15 protein-coding genes are annotated in these 18602 nt (G+C 58.6%); 7 read left to right on the top strand and 8 right to left on the bottom strand.

Translation table 11 applies throughout. From position 1 onward, the window contains the following. Positions 1-63: 63 nt before the first annotated feature. The 6 genes from EU556_RS11845 (at position 64) to EU556_RS11870 (ending at position 6684) form a co-directional block, all read left to right on the top strand. Complete coding sequence (locus tag EU556_RS11845; RefSeq protein WP_135434311.1) at positions 64-1074, top strand: sugar kinase; 1011 nt, start codon at positions 64-66, stop codon at positions 1072-1074. Positions 1075-1136: 62 nt separating this feature from the next. Then, positions 1137-1793: a beta/alpha barrel domain-containing protein gene (locus EU556_RS11850; protein ID WP_135434312.1), complete on the top strand. Its 657-nt coding sequence runs from the start codon at positions 1137-1139 to the stop codon at positions 1791-1793. Between the two features lie 85 nt (positions 1794-1878). After that, on the top strand, positions 1879-3243 hold the full coding sequence (locus EU556_RS11855; protein ID WP_135434313.1) for an MFS transporter: 1365 nt from the start codon (positions 1879-1881) through the stop codon (positions 3241-3243). A 20-nt stretch (positions 3244-3263) separates the two neighbouring features. Continuing rightward, on the top strand, positions 3264-3743 hold the full coding sequence (locus EU556_RS11860) for a nuclear transport factor 2 family protein (RefSeq protein WP_135434314.1): 480 nt from the start codon (positions 3264-3266) through the stop codon (positions 3741-3743). Between the two features lie 257 nt (positions 3744-4000). Continuing rightward, on the top strand, positions 4001-5053 hold the full coding sequence (gene fbp, locus EU556_RS11865; RefSeq protein WP_135434315.1) for a class 1 fructose-bisphosphatase: 1053 nt from the start codon (positions 4001-4003) through the stop codon (positions 5051-5053). Between the two features lie 92 nt (positions 5054-5145). Beyond that, the gene (locus EU556_RS11870) at positions 5146-6684 is read left to right on the top strand and encodes an aldehyde dehydrogenase family protein (RefSeq protein WP_135434316.1); all 1539 of its coding nucleotides are present in this window, start codon (positions 5146-5148) and stop codon (positions 6682-6684) included. A 415-nt stretch (positions 6685-7099) separates the two neighbouring features. Here EU556_RS11870 and EU556_RS11875 read toward each other — a convergent pair whose 3' ends face one another. After that, positions 7100-8614 (bottom strand): SDR family oxidoreductase, encoded by a 1515-nt coding sequence (locus EU556_RS11875; protein ID WP_135434317.1) that lies wholly within the window; start codon positions 8612-8614, stop codon positions 7100-7102. Between the two features lie 374 nt (positions 8615-8988). Here EU556_RS11875 and EU556_RS11880 point away from each other — a divergent pair, with 374 nt between their 5' ends. After that, on the top strand, positions 8989-10641 hold the full coding sequence (locus tag EU556_RS11880; RefSeq protein ID WP_135434318.1) for an ArnT family glycosyltransferase: 1653 nt from the start codon (positions 8989-8991) through the stop codon (positions 10639-10641). A gap of 262 nt (positions 10642-10903) precedes the next feature. On the opposite strand, the gene lysA is transcribed toward EU556_RS11880, so the two are convergent. The 7 genes from lysA to bioA all read right to left on the bottom strand — a co-directional run bounded on the left by lysA (position 10904) and on the right by bioA (position 18586). After that, positions 10904-12046: a diaminopimelate decarboxylase gene (gene lysA, locus EU556_RS11885; RefSeq protein WP_135434319.1), complete on the bottom strand. Its 1143-nt coding sequence runs from the start codon at positions 12044-12046 to the stop codon at positions 10904-10906. A 12-nt stretch (positions 12047-12058) separates the two neighbouring features. Further along, a complete protein-coding gene (locus EU556_RS11890) occupies positions 12059-13384 on the bottom strand; it encodes an aspartate kinase (RefSeq protein WP_135434320.1) in 1326 nt (441 codons plus the stop codon). Between the two features lie 145 nt (positions 13385-13529). Next, positions 13530-13688: a hypothetical protein gene (locus EU556_RS26055; protein ID WP_167855555.1), complete on the bottom strand. Its 159-nt coding sequence runs from the start codon at positions 13686-13688 to the stop codon at positions 13530-13532. Positions 13689-13811: 123 nt separating this feature from the next. Continuing rightward, entirely contained in the window at positions 13812-14300 is a 489-nt protein-coding gene (locus EU556_RS11895) for a hypothetical protein (RefSeq protein WP_135434321.1), read from the bottom strand. A 211-nt stretch (positions 14301-14511) separates the two neighbouring features. Further along, positions 14512-15870, bottom strand: coding sequence for a M28 family metallopeptidase (locus tag EU556_RS11900; protein ID WP_135434322.1), 1359 nt, complete (start codon positions 15868-15870; stop codon positions 14512-14514). Between the two features lie 168 nt (positions 15871-16038). Then, positions 16039-17262 (bottom strand): beta-ketoacyl synthase N-terminal-like domain-containing protein, encoded by a 1224-nt coding sequence (locus EU556_RS11905; RefSeq protein ID WP_135434323.1) that lies wholly within the window; start codon positions 17260-17262, stop codon positions 16039-16041. Next, positions 17255-18586 carry an adenosylmethionine--8-amino-7-oxononanoate transaminase gene (gene bioA / locus EU556_RS11910; RefSeq protein ID WP_135434324.1) on the bottom strand — a complete coding sequence of 444 codons (1332 nt, stop codon included), beginning with the start codon at positions 18584-18586 and terminating at the stop codon, positions 17255-17257. Before bioA ends, EU556_RS11905 begins: the two co-directional genes overlap by 8 nt. Positions 18587-18602: the final 16 nt, after the last annotated feature.

Genomic DNA, 18602 nt, shown 5'->3' on the forward strand with positions numbered 1-18602 from the left:
CACCCCTAGCCTCTCCTCCGCTGAGGAGGGGAACTAGTCTTTAGCTCTTAGCTGCTTTCCAACATGAAGAAAGTTGTCACCTTTGGTGAGATTATGATGCGGCTCTCGCCGCCGTTGAATTACCGGCTCACGCAGGCCAGCTCGTTGGAAATAACCTACGGCGGCGGTGATGCTAACGTGGCGGCCTCGCTGGCGCGGTTAGGCATGCCGGCCGCGCACGTGGGCTGCTTCCCCGACAACGAGCTAGGCCAAGCCGCTGCCCAATCGTTTCAGCGGTTGGGGGTGGATATGAGCCGCTGCGTATTCAAAGGCGACCGGCTAGGCCTGTATTTCCTGGAGGTAGGCGCCTCGTTGCGGGCTAGTCGTATCGTGTATGATCGGTATAACTCCGCGTTTGCCAACCTGCAGCCAGAGTGGTTTAACTGGGATGAAATCCTGCAAGACGCTAGCTGCCTGCACTGGACGGGCATTACGCCTGCCGTTTCGGCCACGGCCGCGCAAGCCACCGCCGATGCCATTCAAGCGGCCCGCCGCTTAGGCATCACGGTTTCGGCCGACGTGAATTACCGCCGCAACCTATGGCAGTATGGGCAGCGCGCCCAAGACGTAATGCCCCCGCTAGTAGCCGGCTGCGACATGGTGGTGTGCACCGAGGGCGACGCCGAAGATCTGTTTGGTATCAAGGCCGAGGCAGGGGCCGAGAACAGCTTCGTTTCCATGAGTGAGAAGTTAATTAAGCGCTTCCCCCAGATCAAGCGCATCATTGCTACCCGCCGCAATACCCAGAGCGCTTCCCACGAGCGTATCCGCGGTATTGCCTACATCGACGGCACCTTCCACGAAACCGAAGACTTCGACATCAACCCCGTAGTAGACCGCATTGGGGGCGGCGACTCGTTTATTTCCGGCTTCATCTACGGCAGCCAGAAGTACTCCACCGTAGCCGAGGCCCTTACGTTTGCCACGGCCGCATCGGCCCTGAAGCACACCATTCACGGCGATATCAACCTGGTGACGGCCGCGGAAGTAGAGCACATCATGGCCGGCAATACCTCGGGCCGCCTGTTGCGGTAACTTAATTTGAATCCCCTTTCTAGGCCACTCTTTACTGGCCTAGCAACTGATACTTCTGACTCATGCCTCGTTATTCTACCGCTGCCATTCAACAGATCGTACTGGATACGCCCATCGTACCGGTATTTTTTCACGCCGATGTGGCCTACGCCCAGCGTATTCTGCAGGCCTGCTACGAGGGTGGCTTACGCGTCTTTGAATTCACGAACCGCGGGGCTAATGCCTTTGAGGTGTTCTCGGCCCTGATGCCCTTCGTGCAGAAAAATTGCCCCGGCATGTTGCTGGGCATCGGTACCATTTATACCGCCGAAGATGCCGAACGTTTCATTCAGGCCGGCGCCGACTTTGTGGTGCAGCCTTGCTTGACAACGGAAGTAGCTGAGGTGTGCCGGAACCACGGCACGCCCTGGCTGCCCGGTACCATGACGGTGGGGGAGGTGTACCAAGCTACCAAACTGGGCGCTGCCATCGTCAAAATCTTCCCCGGTAACGTGGTAGGCCCTGGTTTCATCAAGAGTCTGCGTGGCCCCATGCCCACGGTGCCGCTGATGGTGACGGGCGGCGTGGAGCCCACCGAGGAAAGCCTGCGCGAGTGGTTTGCGGCTGGCGTAAACGTGGTAGGTATGGGCTCCCAACTCTTTAAAAACGTGGATGACACCCAGGCCTTCAGCCAGCAAATTGCGCAGTTGCTGGAGTTTGTCGGTACCTTAAAGAAATAGTCTCACGATCTGGGTTGGTGCGCCGGCTGCCCTAGCCCTCCCTGCAGCACCTAGAGTATCTCCCACCGAATTCAGCCCGACCTCTATGATACAAACCCCACCCGCTGCAACGGCAACTGCCACCTCCATTGGCAAGTACCGCTGGACCATCTGCTCCCTAGTGTTCTTCGCCACCACGGTGAACTACCTCGACCGGGCGGTTATCTCCCTGCTGAAACCGTACCTGGAAACCGAGTTTCACTGGAACGCCGGCGACTACGCCAACATTGAAATTGCGTTTAAACTGGCCTACTCGCTGGGTATGCTGGGTGTGGGGCGCATCATTGACAAGCTCGGCACGAAGATGGGCTATGCCCTCTCCACATTCTTGTGGAGCTTAGCAGCCATTGGGCACGCTTTAGTGAGTAGCACCCTGGGTTTTAGCGTTGCGCGCGCCTTTTTGGGGGTGACGGAGGCGGGCAATTTCCCGGCTGCCATTAAAACGACGGCGGAGTGGTTCCCGCAGAAGGAGCGGGCCTTGGCCACCGGTATCTTCAACTCCGGCTCCAACGTGGGCGCCATCATCGCCCCACTTACCGTGCCGTGGATTGCGGAAACCTGGGGCTGGAAATGGGCTTTTATTATCACGGGTGCCCTGGGGTTTGTGTGGCTGGTGCTGTGGTTTATGCTCTATGAAGTGCCCGCTCGGCACGCTAAGCTGACCAAAGCCGAGTTTGAGTACATCCACAGTGATGTAGATGATCTGGCCGCAGCTTCCATCGAGACCCAACCCAAGGTATCGTGGTTTAAGCTTCTGACCTTCCGGCAAACCTGGGGCTTCGTACTCGGCAAGTTCCTGACCGACCCCGTGTGGTGGTTCTATCTATTCTGGTTGCCTGACTTTCTCACCAAACAGTACGGCCTCAAGGGCACCGACATTGCTCTGCCCGTAGCTATGGTGTACATGCTTTCTAGCGTGGGCAGCATTGGGGGCGGCTGGATTCCGCTGAACTTCATCAAGCACGGCATGCCGGCCTTCAAAGCCCGCAAAACGTCCATGCTGCTGATTGCCCTGTGCGTATTCCCGATTGTGTTTGCGCAGCAGCTAGGCCAGATAAACATGTGGCTGGCGGTACTGGTAATTGGTATTGCGGCTGCCGCACACCAAGCCTGGAGCGCCAACATCTTCACCACCGTTTCTGACATGTTCCCGAAGCGGGCCGTGGCCTCGGTAACGGGTATTGGTGGCATGGCCGGCGGTATGGGCGGTATTCTGCTCTCGGCCCTGGTGCAGAAGCGCATGTTCGTGTACTACGAGAGTATTGGGCAGCTCGACAAGGCCTACTTCATCATGTTCTGGATTTGCGGCGGGGCCTACCTGCTGGCTTGGGTGCTCATGCACTTCCTGGCGCCTACCATGAAGCAGATTCAGCTTGACGACGTGCCGCCCGCGGCAGCTCCGACTCGCTAACTCCTTTCCCTCTTCCTGTTATGAAAAAATCAGCCCTGCTGTTGCTGCTGGCTCTGCTAGCCATGCCCGCCTATATCTTCGCTCAAACTAAAACGAAGAAAGACGTAGTTGCCATTTCGGAGGTAGAGAAGCTGGAGCGTCAGCGCTTCGAGGCTCAGGTGAAAAAGGACTATGCCTTCCTGGAAAAAGTGTTTGCCGATGACCTCGTGTACACCCACTCCAACGGCCACCAGAACAACAAGCAGGAGTACATTCAGTCCATCCGTGACGGTAAAAGCCAGTACGAGAAGATTGACGTGGAAGCCCTAAACGTGCGAGCTTACAACGACGGTAAAGCAGCCGTAGTGAATGGCACCATTACCATTACGCTGCCTAACAAGCCCGATGGCTCGGCCAACCTGGCCCACCTCAAGTACGTGGTGGTGCAAGTGAAAGACCCCAAGAAGGGCTGGCAGGTAGTGCTGTGGCAGTCCCAGAAACAGCCCGAAGCCAAGAGCTAACCAGAGCCACTTTACGGATAGTGCAACTCATCATGCCGGCAGTGCCAATTGCGTGATGACTGGGTAGCCTGTGTCCTTATGGTACCGTTTGAGACAGCTTACAAAGAACCCAAGAGTGGCCTAGGCCACCAGCTTACATAATTTAGACCGAGCAACACTGCGGCGGCCAACGGATGTGCGTGGAGGTTAGGGGCCATCAAGCATTCGGGACGCCGCCGCAGCTCTCGGCTGCTTTCATCCATTTCTTCCTTCAAGTTATGAGTATCAACCGCGAGAATACGTTGGCCCAACCCGTGGGCACTACGCTGGAGCGCTACATCATGCGCAATCAGGCCGAGTTTGCTTACGCTACGGGAGAGCTCTCGCAGCTGCTGCGCGACATTGCGTTGGCCGGCAAAATTGTAAACCGGGAAGTAAACCGGGCGGGCCTGACTAGCATCATCGGGGCCATGGGCCAGCAGAACGTGCAGGGCGAAAGCCAGCAAAAGCTCGATGTAGAGGCCAATATCCGCTTCATTCGGGCCTTAACGAACGGGCGCGAGGCCTGCGCGGTGCTATCGGAGGAAGAGGACGATATGATTCACACGGGCAACTGCCAGGGCAAGTACGTGGTGGCCATCGACCCGCTGGATGGCTCCTCGAATATCGATGTGAACATTAGCATCGGGACCATCTTCAGCATCTACCGGCGCGTGTCGCCGGTAGGCCAGGAGGCCACCCGAGGAGACTTCTTGCAGGGTGGCCGCCGGCAGGTGGCGGCAGGGTACATCCTGTATGGTTCCAGCACCATGCTTGTGTACACCACCGGGCACGGTGTGGTGGGCTTCACCTATGAAAACTCCCTGGGCGAGTTCTTCCTCTCGCACCCCAACATCACTATTCCGGCCTCGGGCAACGTGTTTTCCTGCAACGAGGGCTACTGGTTCGACTACCCCCAGTACGTGCGCGACTTTCTGATGCAGTGCAAGGAGAAGTCGATGAGCGGGCGGTATGTGGGCTCCCTGGTGGCTGATTACCACCGCAACCTATTTACGGGCGGTATTTACCTATACCCGCCTACCCGCAAAACGCCCAATGGCAAGCTCCGGCTGCTCTACGAGGGATACCCGTTGGCCTTCCTGATTGAGCAAGCCGGTGGTGAGGCCATGGCCGGCGAAGAAAAAGTACTGGATATAGTGCCAACTGAATATCATCAGCGCGCGCCCTTGTATATTGGCTCGCCCGAGTTGGTAAACAGGCTCTTAGCCTGCGCTAGTGAGGCACAAACGGCTTCTGTTCTCGAGACTCCGGCAGCAGGTGCCGGCCGCTAGGCCAGTCTTGTAGTGCAAACAATTCTACTCTAATCTTCTTTAGGGAGCACGCTACACCAATCAGCCCTTTCGCGGCGACTCCTCTCCTCACCATGCCAAAAATCATTTCGCCCCAAGTAGAGTTCGGCGGGTTGCTGAACCAGATGAAGTCGATTACCCCGGAAGTGTTTACCGCCAACGGGCAGTTTCTGAATCTGTTGGAGGGGCGCTGGCAGGAGCCCGGCAAACCCCGCCCGTTTACCTCCCCAGTTGATGGCTCGGAGCTGGGTTCACTGCCCATGCTCGACCACGCAACTGCTCTGCGCTCCGTGCTGGCCGCCAAGCAGGAAGCCACCGCTTGGGCTGCCACCGACCTGGATGAGCGCAAGCGCCGCGTGCAGGACTGCCTCAACCAGCTCCGCGACCAAGTAGACCTGATCGGCAAGCTGCTGATCTGGGAAATCGGCAAGACTTATAAGCTGGGCTTCACCGACATCGACCGCGCCATTGACGGTGTGCAGTGGTACGTGGATAACATCGAAGGCATGCTCAACTCGCGCAAGCCGCTAGGCCTTGTGAGCAACATTGCCTCCTGGAACTACCCCATGTCGGTGCTGTTGCATGCGGTGCTGGTACAGGCGCTATGCGGCAACTCCGTTATTGCCAAAACGCCCACCGACGGCGGCTTTATTTCCCTGAGTCTGGCCTTCGCCATTGCTCGCCGTTGTGGCCTGCCTGTAACGCTGGTGAGCGGCTCGGGTGGGGAACTCAGCGACGTGCTAGTGAAGCACGAAGCTGTTGACTGCCTCTCATTTGTGGGTGGCCGCTATAACGGCCGCAACATCGCCGATGCCCTGAGCCAGGAGCACAAGCGCTACATGCTGGAAATGGAAGGCGTGAACACCTACGGCATCTGGAACTACAGTGACTGGGACGGCCTCTCCGAGCAGCTCAAGAAGGGCTACGACTACGGCAAGCAGCGTTGCACAGCCTACGTGCGCTTCGTGGTAGAGCGTCGCCTGTTCCCGCAGTTCGTGGAAACCTACTGGAATACCATCAAGGGCCTGAAAGTGGGTAACCCCACGCTGGTCGATAATGCCGACGATAAGCTGCCCGATCTGGCGTTTGGCCCCGTAATCAACGCCCGCCAGGCCGAAGACCTGGACCGTCTCTACGATAACGCCCTCAAAACCGGCGCCACGCCCATTTTTGAGGGCAAGTTGGATGAAAGCCTGTTTCTGCCCGGTCAGGATATGAGCGCCTACCGCGCCCCCCGCGCCCTGGTAAACCTGCCCCGCCAGAGCGAGCTGTACTTCAAAGAACCCTTCGGCCCCATCGACTCCATCGTGCTCGTTGACCGCGTGGAGGAACTGGTTGGGGAGATGAACATCTCCAACGGCGCTCTGGTAGCGGCTGTAGCCAGTGATGACCAGAAGTGGGCCGCCCGCACGGCCAAGGAAGTGCGCGCCTTCAAAGTAGGCCTTAACAAGCTCCGCTCTCGCGGCGACCGGGAAGAAGTGTTCGGTGGCCTAGGCGAGTCTTGGAAGGGCGCTTTCGTTGGCGGCGCCCTCCTCGTAGAAGCCGTAACCGAAGGCAGCAAGCCTATCCTCGGCAACTTCGAAGATGCGACTCTGCTGCCCGAGAACCCCTAGGCCACTAGGAATTCAGGTGAAGCTTAATAAAAAGAGCGCAACCCGGTGGGTTGTGCTCTTTTTATTAATGCCGCGGCAAACCGTCGGTTACTAGAATTTGGAAAGTCAGTTGCTTCACCGGATACCGGTAAAAAAGCCGCCTTCGTACCTGGAACAGGGGACGAAGAGCGGCCGGATAATTGCCTAATGATGGGAAGGAATAAGGGAGGCTGGAAGGGCCCCGCAATAAGGAATTGGTAGGGGATGAATAACGAACCGAAGGTATACGCCTAAGGCTCAGCAGTGCTAGCCAATACTCAACAGTACGAGACTTTTTAGGGATGTGCTTGTGCACGTAACGTGCTGTTAAATTGAGTTTTAAATAGAGGGCTAAAGGACTTTACAGGCGCTGAAAGCTTCTTGTCAATGCGGACGTTTAACCCGTAACTGGCCTAGGTCGTGCTTGCTGCTGCTCAGTGGGAGCAGACCCCGGCGCCGAAGGCACCTCATACTGCACAATGTTCTCAATCATGCCCTTGAAGATGACAAAGTGGAAGGGCACCAGTGAGTACCAGTACAGGCGGCCGGCTAACCCCTCGGGGCGGAAGGCGGCGAGCTGCTCTAAGGTGTGCGAACCATCTTCATTATCCAGGATGCGGAACTGCAACCAGGCTTCGCCGGGGAGCTTCATTTCGGCGTAGAGCAGCAGGCGGCGGGCGGATTTGTCGGCCACGAGCACGCGCCAGAAGTCGAGAGGGTCACCGGCGCGGAGCTTGGTGGGAGAGCGGCGGCCCCGGCGCAGGCCTACGCCGCCCACCAGCTTATCCAGCAGGCCCCGTACCCGCCACAGCCAATCAACCTTGTACCAGCCCCGGTCGCCGCCAATGCTCCAAACGTTTTGCAACACTTCCTTTGGGTCGCGGGTGAAGCGCAGGGATTGGCGGTCTTGCAGCAGGCCGTGCTGCGGAATCTGGATGTGGTCCATGTAGTTGCGGGGCATCACTCCGCTGCTGAGTGCGTCACTCCAACTGCTCACTACCTCGTTCTGGTCGATGCGCTGAAAGGCTAGCTGCACTGCATCCTGGTAATTCATGCACTCGTGCGGCAGTACCTCGTCGATACTGCGCTTGGGGTCCACTACCGTATCATTGCGCAAGCTTTCCACTAGGCTCTGGGCCAACGAAAAGGTGGTGCTGGTCACCAGATATAGCCACCACGACGACAGCCGCGGCGTGAGCACGGGCACCGTGAAGATGTAGCGCCTGTAGCCGCGGGCCTTGGCGAGTTGCAGCAGCATTTCGCGGTAGGTCAGCACATCGGGCCCGCCAATATCAAAGGAACGGCCTAGGCAGGCGGGGTTACCGAGCACGTGGGTCAAGTAGTACATCACGTCGCGGATGCCGATGGGCTGGCAGCGGGAGTTCAGCCAGCGGGGCGTGACCATCACGGGCAGCTTTTCCACCAAATCCCGAATAATCTCAAACGACGCAGAGCCCGATCCGATGATAATGCTGGCCCTAAGTACGGTAAGGGCGGCGTGCTCGGCCTCATCGAGCACGCGCTCCACGGAGCGGCGGGAGCGGAGGTGAGTGCTTAGGGAAGCATCGTTGGCAATACCCGAGAGGTAGATAACTTGGCGCGCCGTGGTACGGTTGATGTACTCGGTAAAGTTCTGGGCCGAGCGCTGCTCTGAGTCGAAGAAGTTTTTGTCGTGCCCGCTCATGGAGTGCACCAGGTAGTAGGCCACCTCCACGTCGAGGGGCAGGTCTTGCAGACTTTCCGGCTGGAGTAAGTCGCCCTGCGCCACCGTAATCTTGGCGCGCAGGCTCTCCGGCAGCTCAAAGCGGCGCGGGTCCCTCACGAGGCATACCACCTCATGGCCCGCTTCAACTAGTAATGGCAAGAGGCGCTGGCCAATGTAGCCGTTGGCCCCGGTGAGCAAAATCTTCATGGCAACGGACGAGGTGGGTGTAGGTATGTAACTGATTTAAGACGGGTTAGTTATACCGGGGAAGAGCCGTCGTGCGGAACAACGTGAGGAAGCTGGGTCCTGGCCTAGAATGGCACCACCTGGACGTCATGTCGAGCTTGTCGAGACATCTCGCGTGCTGACGTTGCCATGATAATAACTACCCCTCTCCCCATGGAAGGGGGGCCGGGGTATGAGGTTCAATGACGCCACGCGAGATGTCTCGACAAGCTCGACAGGACAGCCACACTCTGTGTAACACGTTTTGGTTGTCTGCATAAATAGCCAGTTACTGGCCTAGCGCTTTCTGGCTAACTTCGCCGCCGTTTCCTGTTCACTTGCCAACGTCCGCTGCTATGCCTTTCCCTATCACCTCCCGTCGCTGGCTCTGGCTGTTTCTGTTGGTACTGGGGGCCGCTTTTGCAGTGCAGCTAGGCAGTTGGGGGCCGTTGGAAAGCAGCGAGGCCCGCTACTCTGAAATTGGTCGCGAGATGCTCACGGGCCAAGACTGGTTACACCCGCGCCTGCTGGGTATTCAGCACTTCCACAAGCCCCCACTCACCTACTGGCTCACGGCAGCCGGGCTAGGCCTGTTTGGCGAGAATACCGTTGGCGTGCGCCTACTGCCGGTGCTGGCCGTGCTGTTGCAAGTGGTGCTCATGTATGGCCTAGGCCTCTTGCTATTCCAGCAAGACCGCGCCCGGGCCTTAGCGGCGGCCGTCATCTACGGCACCTTGCCGGTGGTGCTAATTTCGGCCCTCAATGTCACCACCGACGCTTACCTGGCGACCTTGGAGCTAGCAGCGGCCTACGGTATTCTGCGCTACTACTACCGGGGCGGCGCGCGGTGGCTCTACCTGTTCTGGATAGGCCTAGGGCTGGCGTTTCTCACTAAAGGTCCCGTGGGGTTTGTGCTGCCACTGATGGCAGTGCTAGGTTTTTACGTAAAACAGGGCCAGCATAAGCGGCCTCTCACCGTGCACCATTGGCTGGGCTTTGGGCTGTTTGTGCTGGTAGGATTAAGCTGGTATCTGTATCTGATTGCCGAGGATCCGGCCTTCATCCGCTATTTCCTGTATGAGCACACCGTAGAGCGCTTTGCCAACGCGGCCACGTTTAATCGGGCCAAGCCGTGGTGGTTCTACCTGGTGCTGGCCCCGGCCACTAGCTTGCCCTGGGCGGTAGCGCTCATTGTGCGGGCCTTCCAGACGCCCTGGAACTCGGTGCCGCGGCAATGGCGCAACGTGCTTATTTTTTGGGTAGTGGTGCCGCTGGTATTCTTCTCGCTTTCTAAATCGAAGCTGCTGCTTTACGTGTTGCCGGTGTTCCCCGGCGTGGTACTGCTCACGGTGTATTACCTGGGCCGCTGCACCGAGGCCGCCTTGCACCGCTGGTACGTGAGCATCCTGGCTTTCTATGGCTTGCTGCTAGGCCTGCTCTGCATGCTTCCCGTTTTCAGTGCAGTATTCCCGTTAGGCATAGAAGTTCGGCCCTATACGGCGGCGTACCCGGCGGCGGGCGTGGTAGTGATGGTGCTGCTGCTCACGCTCTGGAATCAAGTGCGGATTGCTCCGCGCTTACTATTAGCCACAGCTCTGTTCACGGTTACCCTGCTGCTTACGGCCAAGCCCATTATGCAGCAAAACGAGCTGGCCTTCAATGGCAGCCGCCCCCTCGCTCAATTCATCCGCGACAAGCATCTCCAGAACCGGCGAGTATTGGTGTACAACGAATTGCTGCCCTCTCTGGCGTTTGAGCTAGGCCAGCTGCCTGTTTCGCTCAACGATGGTAACTCCAGCCTCAACCGCGAAACCCAGTTCGAGCCCAACGATACCTGGCACCGCTATCTGCTCTACCTCGACGACCCCAAACAGGAACCCTTGTTAGGCAGCCTGCTACTACAACAGCCCGTCATGCTCGTGAAAGGCGAGATAAAACCCGAGCGCCAGTGGATGCTGCGCTACTTCAAGCAGCAGGAGAAGCTCGGCAAGTGGACAGTGCTGTGGTAGCAAAGCTTTGGTGAATGAGTGAAGTGGCCTAGATCGTTCGTTGAAGTCAGAGGCTACGCGCCACAATTTCCGCCGAATGCGTAATTCAACTTGCTAAGCTTCTAGCTAAGCTAAAAAGCCCTTACATCTACAGTGGATGTAAGGGCTTTTTAGTAAATCAAATGTGAGGTTTGCGAGTAGAAAAGAGAGCCGCGCTGGCTTGTAGATGCTTTGCTCTAATCGCCATACCCGCCTATCTAGGCCACTTCACTCAATTACTCATTCACCGATAGAGTGCTTCAGCTTTCTCGCGAAGGTTGTAGTTCGACGACATTACCTCGCCATAGGCCCCAGCGGAGCGAATGGCAACTAGGTCGCCGCGGCGGGTTTCAGCGAGCTGCACGGCTTTGGCGAAGGTATCCGACGACTCACAGATGGGGCCTACCACGTCGTAGGCCAGGGCCGGGAGCTGGCTGCTGATGTTTTCGATGTGGTGGTGGCTGCCGTAGAGCGCCGGACGAATCAGCTCCGTCATGCCCGCATCCAGAATGGCGAAGCGCGTCTGCTGACTTTCCTTCACGTACAGCACGCGGCTCACTAGCGTACCGGCTTGCGCCACCACGGCGCGGCCCAGCTCCACGTGCACCTGTTGGCCGGGGCGGCGCACTAGGTGCTGCTCAAACATGCCGAAGTACGCCTTGAAATCCGGAATCGGGTTGGTGTCGGGGTGCTGGTAGTCGATGCCTAGGCCACCGCCCACGTTGAGGTGGGGCAACTGGTGGCCGCGGTCTTCGAGCCAGGTTTGCAACTCATTGAGCTTGCGGCTGAGGTTGGCAAATACGTGCAGCTCCGTAATCTGGGAGCCGATGTGGGCGTGCAGCCCAATGAGCTCCACGTTAGGCAGGCTGTCCAATCCATCTACCACGCCCGCCAGATCCGACAGGCTGATGCCGAACTTATTGGCTTCTAGGCCAGTGGTAATGTAAGCGTGAGTGTGGGCATCTACGTTGGGGTTGATGCGCAGCGCCACCCGCGCCTTCCGGCCTTGGGCTGCGGCCAACTCGTTCAGCACCTGCAGCTCCGGCACCGACTCTGCGTTGAAGCAGAAGATATCGGCGGCCAGGGCCCGGTTGATTTCGGCGTCAGACTTACCCACGCCCGCAAACACCACGTGGTCGGGCGCAAAGCCGGCTTCTAGGGCGCGCTGCACTTCGCCGCCGCTTACGCAGTCGGCGCCTAGGCCAGCCTGCTGAATGCGCTGCAGAATGGGCAGGTTAGAGTTGGCCTTAAGCGCATAATGCACCTGAAAATTGCCCGGTCGGGCTGCGGCCGTTAGAGCGGCCAGCGTTTGATCTAGCAGGGCTAGGTCGTAGTAGTAAAAGGGCGTCGGCTGAGAGTTGAACTCCGCCGGAAGTTGAAAGGACATCGGAATGAAGAATTACCGCTGGAAAAGACCGGCATTGAGCGCCTGGAGGGCGCGGGTTTTATCGTTGGTATGCACCAGAATGCTGATGTTGTTGGGCGAGCCGCCGTAGCTGATCATGCGCACGGCAATGTCCTTGAGGGCGGCAAATGCCTGGTTAGCTGCGCCATGGGCATCCTGCTCCAGGTTGCCAACCAAACAAATGATGGTCTGGTTCTCATCTACTTCCACCGAGGCAAACCGCTGCAACTCGTCCAGGATCATGGGCAGACGCGAGGCATCGTCGATGGTCAGCGACACGGCTACTTCTGAAGTCGTAATCATGTCGATGGACGTGCGGTAACGCTCGAATACCTCGAAGATGGTGCGCAGGAAACCGTGGGCCAGCAGCATCCGGCTCGATTTCACGTTGATGGCCGTAATCCCATCTTTTGCGGCCACGGCCTTAATGGCTTCTGACCCGGTTTTAGCCGAAATCAGGGTGCCGGGGGCCTCGGGCTGCATAGTGTTGAGCAGGCGCACCGGAATGCCGTGCTGGCGGGCTGGCAGCACCGAGCTGGGGTGCAGAATCTTCGCCCCGAAGTAGGCCAGCTCCGCCGCTTCATCAAACGACAGCTCCCGGATGGGGTAGGTGCCCTGCACCACGCGCGGGTCGTTGTTGTGTAGGCCGTCAATGTCGGTCCAGATTTGAATTTCTTCCGCATCGGCCGCGGCCCCAATCAGGGAGGCAGAGTAGTCGGAACCCCCGCGCTTCAGGTTATCAATCAGGCCTTGAGCGCTGCGGCAGATGTAGCCCTGCGTGATAAACAACTGCTCCGCGGCGTGTGGGGCCAGCGTGGCGGCCAGATGTTCCCGGATATAAGCCGCGTCAGGCTCATCGTCGGCATCGAGGCGCATGAAGTCTAAAGCGGGCAGCAGCACGGCGGGGCGGCCGAGAATGCGCGTAACGTAGCGGTGCACCAGCAGGGTGCTCAGCAGCTCCCCTTGGGCCAGAATTACCCGCTCTCCATCGGCAGAAAGGGGCGCCGAAGTCAGGTCGAGAATGGCTTGAAAGCGGTGGCCAAGCTGTTCAATGGCTTCGGCGGCTACGGCCGGTTCGGGCAGCAACTCCTCGGCTACGGCGTGGTAGCGCTGACGCAGAGTCTCCACGTTGGCGGTGGCACCCGCTACGTTACCAGCATACAGTAGGCCAGCTATTTCCACCAGGGCGTTGGTAGTGCCCGACATGGCCGATAGTACCACGATGCGACGCTGCAAATGGGGCGCGTGAATCAGCTCAGCTACTTCGCGCATCCGCTGCGCTGACCCGACGGACGTGCCGCCAAACTTTAGAACTTTCATAAACGGTGAAAAACTGGAGATGAAGAGGCGTAAATGGGGGCCGCAGGTTGCGGCCGATGCAGTAAAGGGCGAAAAAAAGCGCCGACCCTGGGAGGACCGGCGCTTGAGAGTTCAGTGGTAGAGGTACGACGAACGATTGCGACGGTCAGGTCGGGTTGCGTTTCTTCGATTTCTTGATCATCAGCAGGCCGGCGTTTAGGCCAGCCACCTGCTTACACTTCTTCCCCATCATCACGCACACCTCCATCACACCGGCAGCAGCCTGTGGCGTAGAAGTGTAAAATGAAATGGTAGTAGCTGACATCAGCGAGGAAGAAGTGTAGGTGTTCCACAGACATGAGCTGTGGTTTTGCGGCCGCAAGTAAGGGGTTTATAATTTAAACTCCAGCGCCTGCTATGAGAAATTTTCTATTCCTTTGGCAAGGGCCTAGCTAGCCAGCTGCTTCTTCACCCACGCCGTAAGGGTACCCTTGGCATTAAGCTCAACCAGAGAGTCGAGGTGCTTATTGCGCTTAGTGCCGTTGGTTTGGTAGGCTTTTAGCACCGTTTTTATACCCTCCGTATTCAACACCACGGGGTCCTTTATTTCTGGGTGTTGAATCTGATAGCGGGCCCAGCCGCCCATAAACAGTAAAAGCAAGTCTGGGTCCTGCGCCGTAAGGTCGGCTACGTACTTCTGCATCTGTACCGATACGTCGGGGGTGCCGCTAATCCACTGGAAGAGAAAACGGTTGGCTTCTTTTCGCTTCTCTGTCTCCTGGGTGCTAGGTGTTTTCTCCAGCCAATCGACGGTTGCTACCACTTCTTTGCTATAGTCGGCATAATCTTCAGGTCGCTGTAGGGTGTAGCCCACCGGGACTTTATACGCCGACTGGGCCAGGGCAACCGGACCCAACGCAACGAGCAAGAATAACATTAGGAGGGTACATCTTTTCATATAAAGCGCGAGTGGGAGAGTAAGATAGAAGTTTACCAATAGTACCGAAAAAGTACATTTTCTACTAGTGCGGATTGAGTAAGCTCCTCTGGTGGCAGGGTAAAGCCTTCACACTGCACTAAAAAGCCATCCTAAACAACTGGCCTAGTGCTGGCTAGTTGCTTAGGATGGCTAAAGAAAACGATGAGGCTTAGCGCACCGGCTTCGGTATCACTGGCAAGCTCTCGTGGCCTTCGGCATCTACCGATACCACACCGAAGATATAGTTGTCTTTGCTGTGAGGCAGATCAGCTTTGGTATCGGTTACGAAGAACTTCTGCTGCCACTCGGGCGCGCTGGTTTCGCGCATCAGCACATAGTAGCCAGCGGGCTTCTCGCCGGCTTTGGGGGCATCCCATTTTAGTTGGGTGCGGTTGGTGAGTTCAGCGGTGAGCACGCCCACGTTCTCGGGGGCGGCGGGGGCCAAGGCCAAGCTAGCCAGTGTAGCCAGGTTAACACCGGTGTTTTTGCGCAGGTAGGCAAAGTCCATGAACTTGGCGTAGTCGCCGTACTCGGTCCCGTTTTCAGTGCGCAAATCCTGGTGCTGGTGCCGGAAGTCTTCGTTCATTTCGGAGAAGCGCACCGCCGTGAAGCCCTGCTGGTTGAAGGGCGTATGGTCGCCACCGCGCAGGAAGCGGTCGGGGCGATACTCTAGCACCACCTCGTGATTGGGCACATACTGCTTGCAAGCCAAGCGGGTGTAGCGGGCCAGCTGGCGAGAAGGGGAGTCGTTTTCAGACGACAGCGTGCGGCGGACGCGGGCTTCGTCGGCGGTTTCTGTGGCAGGCACGCCCTCACTGAATACGCGCAGGCGCTTATCATCTTTTATCTCGGGGTCGTGGCCCGAGGAGTTACCCATGATGTCGTTGTTGAGCATGGCTACCAGGTTCCAGCCTTCGGCCTTCGCCCGCTTGGCCAAGTGGGTAGAGCCATAAAGGCCCTGCTCTTCGCCCTGCACCGCCACAAAGATGATAGTGGCCGGGTACTGCTGTTGCGACATCACGCGAGCCAGCTCCATTACGGCCACGGTACCCGAGCCATCGTCGTTGGCGCCGGGCGCATCGGCGGTGGCATTCATCACATCCGAAACGCGGGAGTCGATGTGGCCGCTCACGATGAATACCCGCTTATCAGTAGGGTCGGTGCCGGGCAGGGTGGCCATCACGTTGGCCATTACCACGGGCCGGTTGATGCGGCGGCCATCGGGCTTAATGGTGAAGGTATCTTGCTCTACTTTCAGGCGGCCCCCGCTGGCTTTGCTGTACTTCCTGAACTCGTCTTCCACCCAGTTACGAGAGGCCCCAATACCGCGCTTTTTGCTTTTGGTGTCGGAGAGCGTGTGGCGCGTGCCGAAGCTTACCAGCTTATCAATATCAGAGCGCAGATTCTTTTCCGAAATATCCTGCACCATTTTGGTGATGAGGGGGTCGGGAGAGGTGCTTGGTTGGTTTTGGGCGAAAGCCGAAGCCGAGAGGCCTAGCGTGAGCAAGAGCGGGGTAAAACGGCGCATGCAGAGACGAAGGAAATGGAAACGGTATACAGACGCAGATTAGCGTCAACCGTTGCGGATACTACAGGTGTGAAAGCAGTTGAAGCTGTAAATACGCACCGTTTATTCGTATTTCTTTCAATAATCTGCTAATAAACTGCACCACAACTGTGCAAAATGGCAATGTGGTTACTGCAACGACACAATTGCGCTGGCCGCATTACCCCCAAACCCGGCGGCATTCACCAAGATGCGGCGCAGTGGCCTAGCACTCGGAAATGGGGCTAAATCAGTAGGGAAAGGAGGCGTAGGCCACTGCTGGGTTTCTAGTACGTGCAGGGCAAAGTCGAGACTCAGCGCTGCCGAAGCGCCGAGGGTGTGCCCAATCAGCCACTTATTGGAAAGCAGTAAGGGCAGCGCCTCCCCGAATACCGCCCGCAAAGCGGCCCGCTCGGCCGCGTCGCCGGCTGGGGTGCCGGGGCTGTGCAGCACCACCGCATCCACATCGGCCAACCCACAACCCGACTGGCCTAGGGCACTACGCATAGCCTGTTGGAAATGCTGGCCGTCAGCGGACAGGCCAGTTTTGCTACCGATGGCTTCGAACCCAAAGCCCACGGCTTCTAGCACCTCTACCGGCTGGCGGGGCTGCTCGGTTAGGCTGGCGGCTGATACTTTCTCCAGAGCAAACACGGCAGCACCTTCGCCCAGCACAAAAGTAGACGGCTTACCAGCCCCCGGCCGGCACGGAAACTCAGCGGCAGCAAAGGGAGAATAGATGCCGATAGCCTGCATCTGGGCCAGCGTGAAATCGGTGAGTGGGGCCTCAGTACCGCCGGCCAGAAACCGCGTAGCCATACCTGCCCGCAGCCAGGCCGCGGCGTTACCCAAGGCTTGGAAGGCGCTGCTACACGTGCTGGAATGGCTCAGGCTCGCGCCACCGGTGCTGCCGGCATCGTAGGCCACCCAGCTAGCCACGTTGCCCAGCGTAGTAAGTGGTGAAGCAGCTACCGGCACCGTGCCTTCCCGTAGAAATTCCGTGTGAAACTCTTCCAGCCGGCCCGTAGCGCCTCGGCTGCTACCCATGCTCACGCTGATTTCAAACGCACTTTGTTCCGTTCCTACTGGCCTAGGGGTGCCCCAACCGGCGGCGTCAGCGGCTTGCCGGGCCGCCAGTAGGCCTAGCAGCACGGTGCGGTCGAGTTGGCGGTAGGCGGGTTGGCTCCGGCGCAGTTCCTGCAGAGCCTCTTCAGCGGCAGCCGGGAGAGCCGCAACCGGCAGGACGTGCTGGCCCGTCTGGCGGGCAGTGAAGGGAGAAGCAGTACCGAGTGCCGTCAATGACTGGCCTAGCGCCGACACTCGTCCGCGCCCCCGGATGACGAGTAGCTCCTGGGGCGAAATAGAATTAGTCATGCAGGTATTCGGGCAGGGAAGGGGCAGGGGCAAAGTTCAGCACCAGCTCCCGCATGCGGCGCAGCACGGTGTAAAGGAGGCCTAGCTCTTCATCGGTGGTGCAGTAGGGAGGCAGCAGGTAGACCACGTTGCCCAAGGGGCGCAGCACCACGTGGTGCTCCAGGGAGAGCTGGTAGAACCCGTCGCGGAGGCGGCTGAAGTAGCTGGTATCCTCGCCGGGATCATACTCCACGGCTAGTACGGTGCCCAGGTGGCGCACCTCCCGAATGCCGGGCTGATGCTCCATCTCTTGCCGGAAAGCCGCGTGAGCCGCCGCAATTCGGGCCCGCTGATCGGTGCACTCAGGGGCACGAGTAAGCTCCAGGCTGGCCAGGGCAGCGGCGCAGGCTACTGGGTTGGCAGTGTAGGAGTGGCCATGGAACAGGGCCTTCATCAGCTCACTGCTCAGGAATGCCTCGTAAATAGGCGCCGCGCAGGTGGTCAGGCCCATGGCCATGGTACCGCCGGTCAGGCCCTTGGAGAAGCACATGATGTCGGGCTGCTCCGTGAGGTAGTCGCAGGCAAAGAGGTGGCCTAGGCGCCCGAAGCCGGTCATCACCTCGTCGGCAATGCACAGCACTCCGTACTGATGGCAGCGCCGGATCATCTCATCCAGCACTTCGGCCGAGTAGGTGACCATGCCCGCCGTGCCCAGCATCAGCGGCTCGAAGATGAAACCCGCCACATCGGGACGGCCGATGAGCGCATCCAACTGGCCTAGCACTTCTGCCTCACGACCTGGTGTGGGCACGTCAATAAACTCTACCTGAAATAGCAGGGGCCAAAAGGGCTGGGTGAAGGCCCCCCGGCTGCTCACAGCCATAGCCCCGAAGGTGTCGCCGTGGTAGGAGTTGCGGAAGCAGATGAAGGTGCGGCGCTCCGGTTGGCCCAGGTTGTGGAAGTACTGCAGCACCATCTTCAGGGCCACTTCCACGGCCGTGGAACCATTGTCGGAGTAAAATACGCGGGCTTGATTTGAGGGTAGAATTTCCAGTAGCTGCTCGGCCAGCTCCACGGCGGCCGGGTGCGTGAAACCGGCAAACAATACGTGCTCCAGGGTATGCAGCTGCTCGCTCACGCGCCGGGCAATGTGGGCGTTAGCGTGGCCGTGCAGGTTTACCCACCACGAGGAAATTCCGTCGAGGTAGCGGGTGCCGTCTTCGGCAATAAGCCAACTGCCCTCACCGCGCACAATGGGCACGGGCAGCGGGGCAGTTTGCATTTGGGTGTAGGGGTGCCACAGTACGGCGTGGTCCCGTTGGGCGAGGGAAGTGGGTTGAGACATTGCGGGTGGGGCCAAG

The organism is Hymenobacter fodinae (assembly GCF_004745825.1).
GTDB classification, from domain to species: domain Bacteria; phylum Bacteroidota; class Bacteroidia; order Cytophagales; family Hymenobacteraceae; genus Hymenobacter; species Hymenobacter fodinae.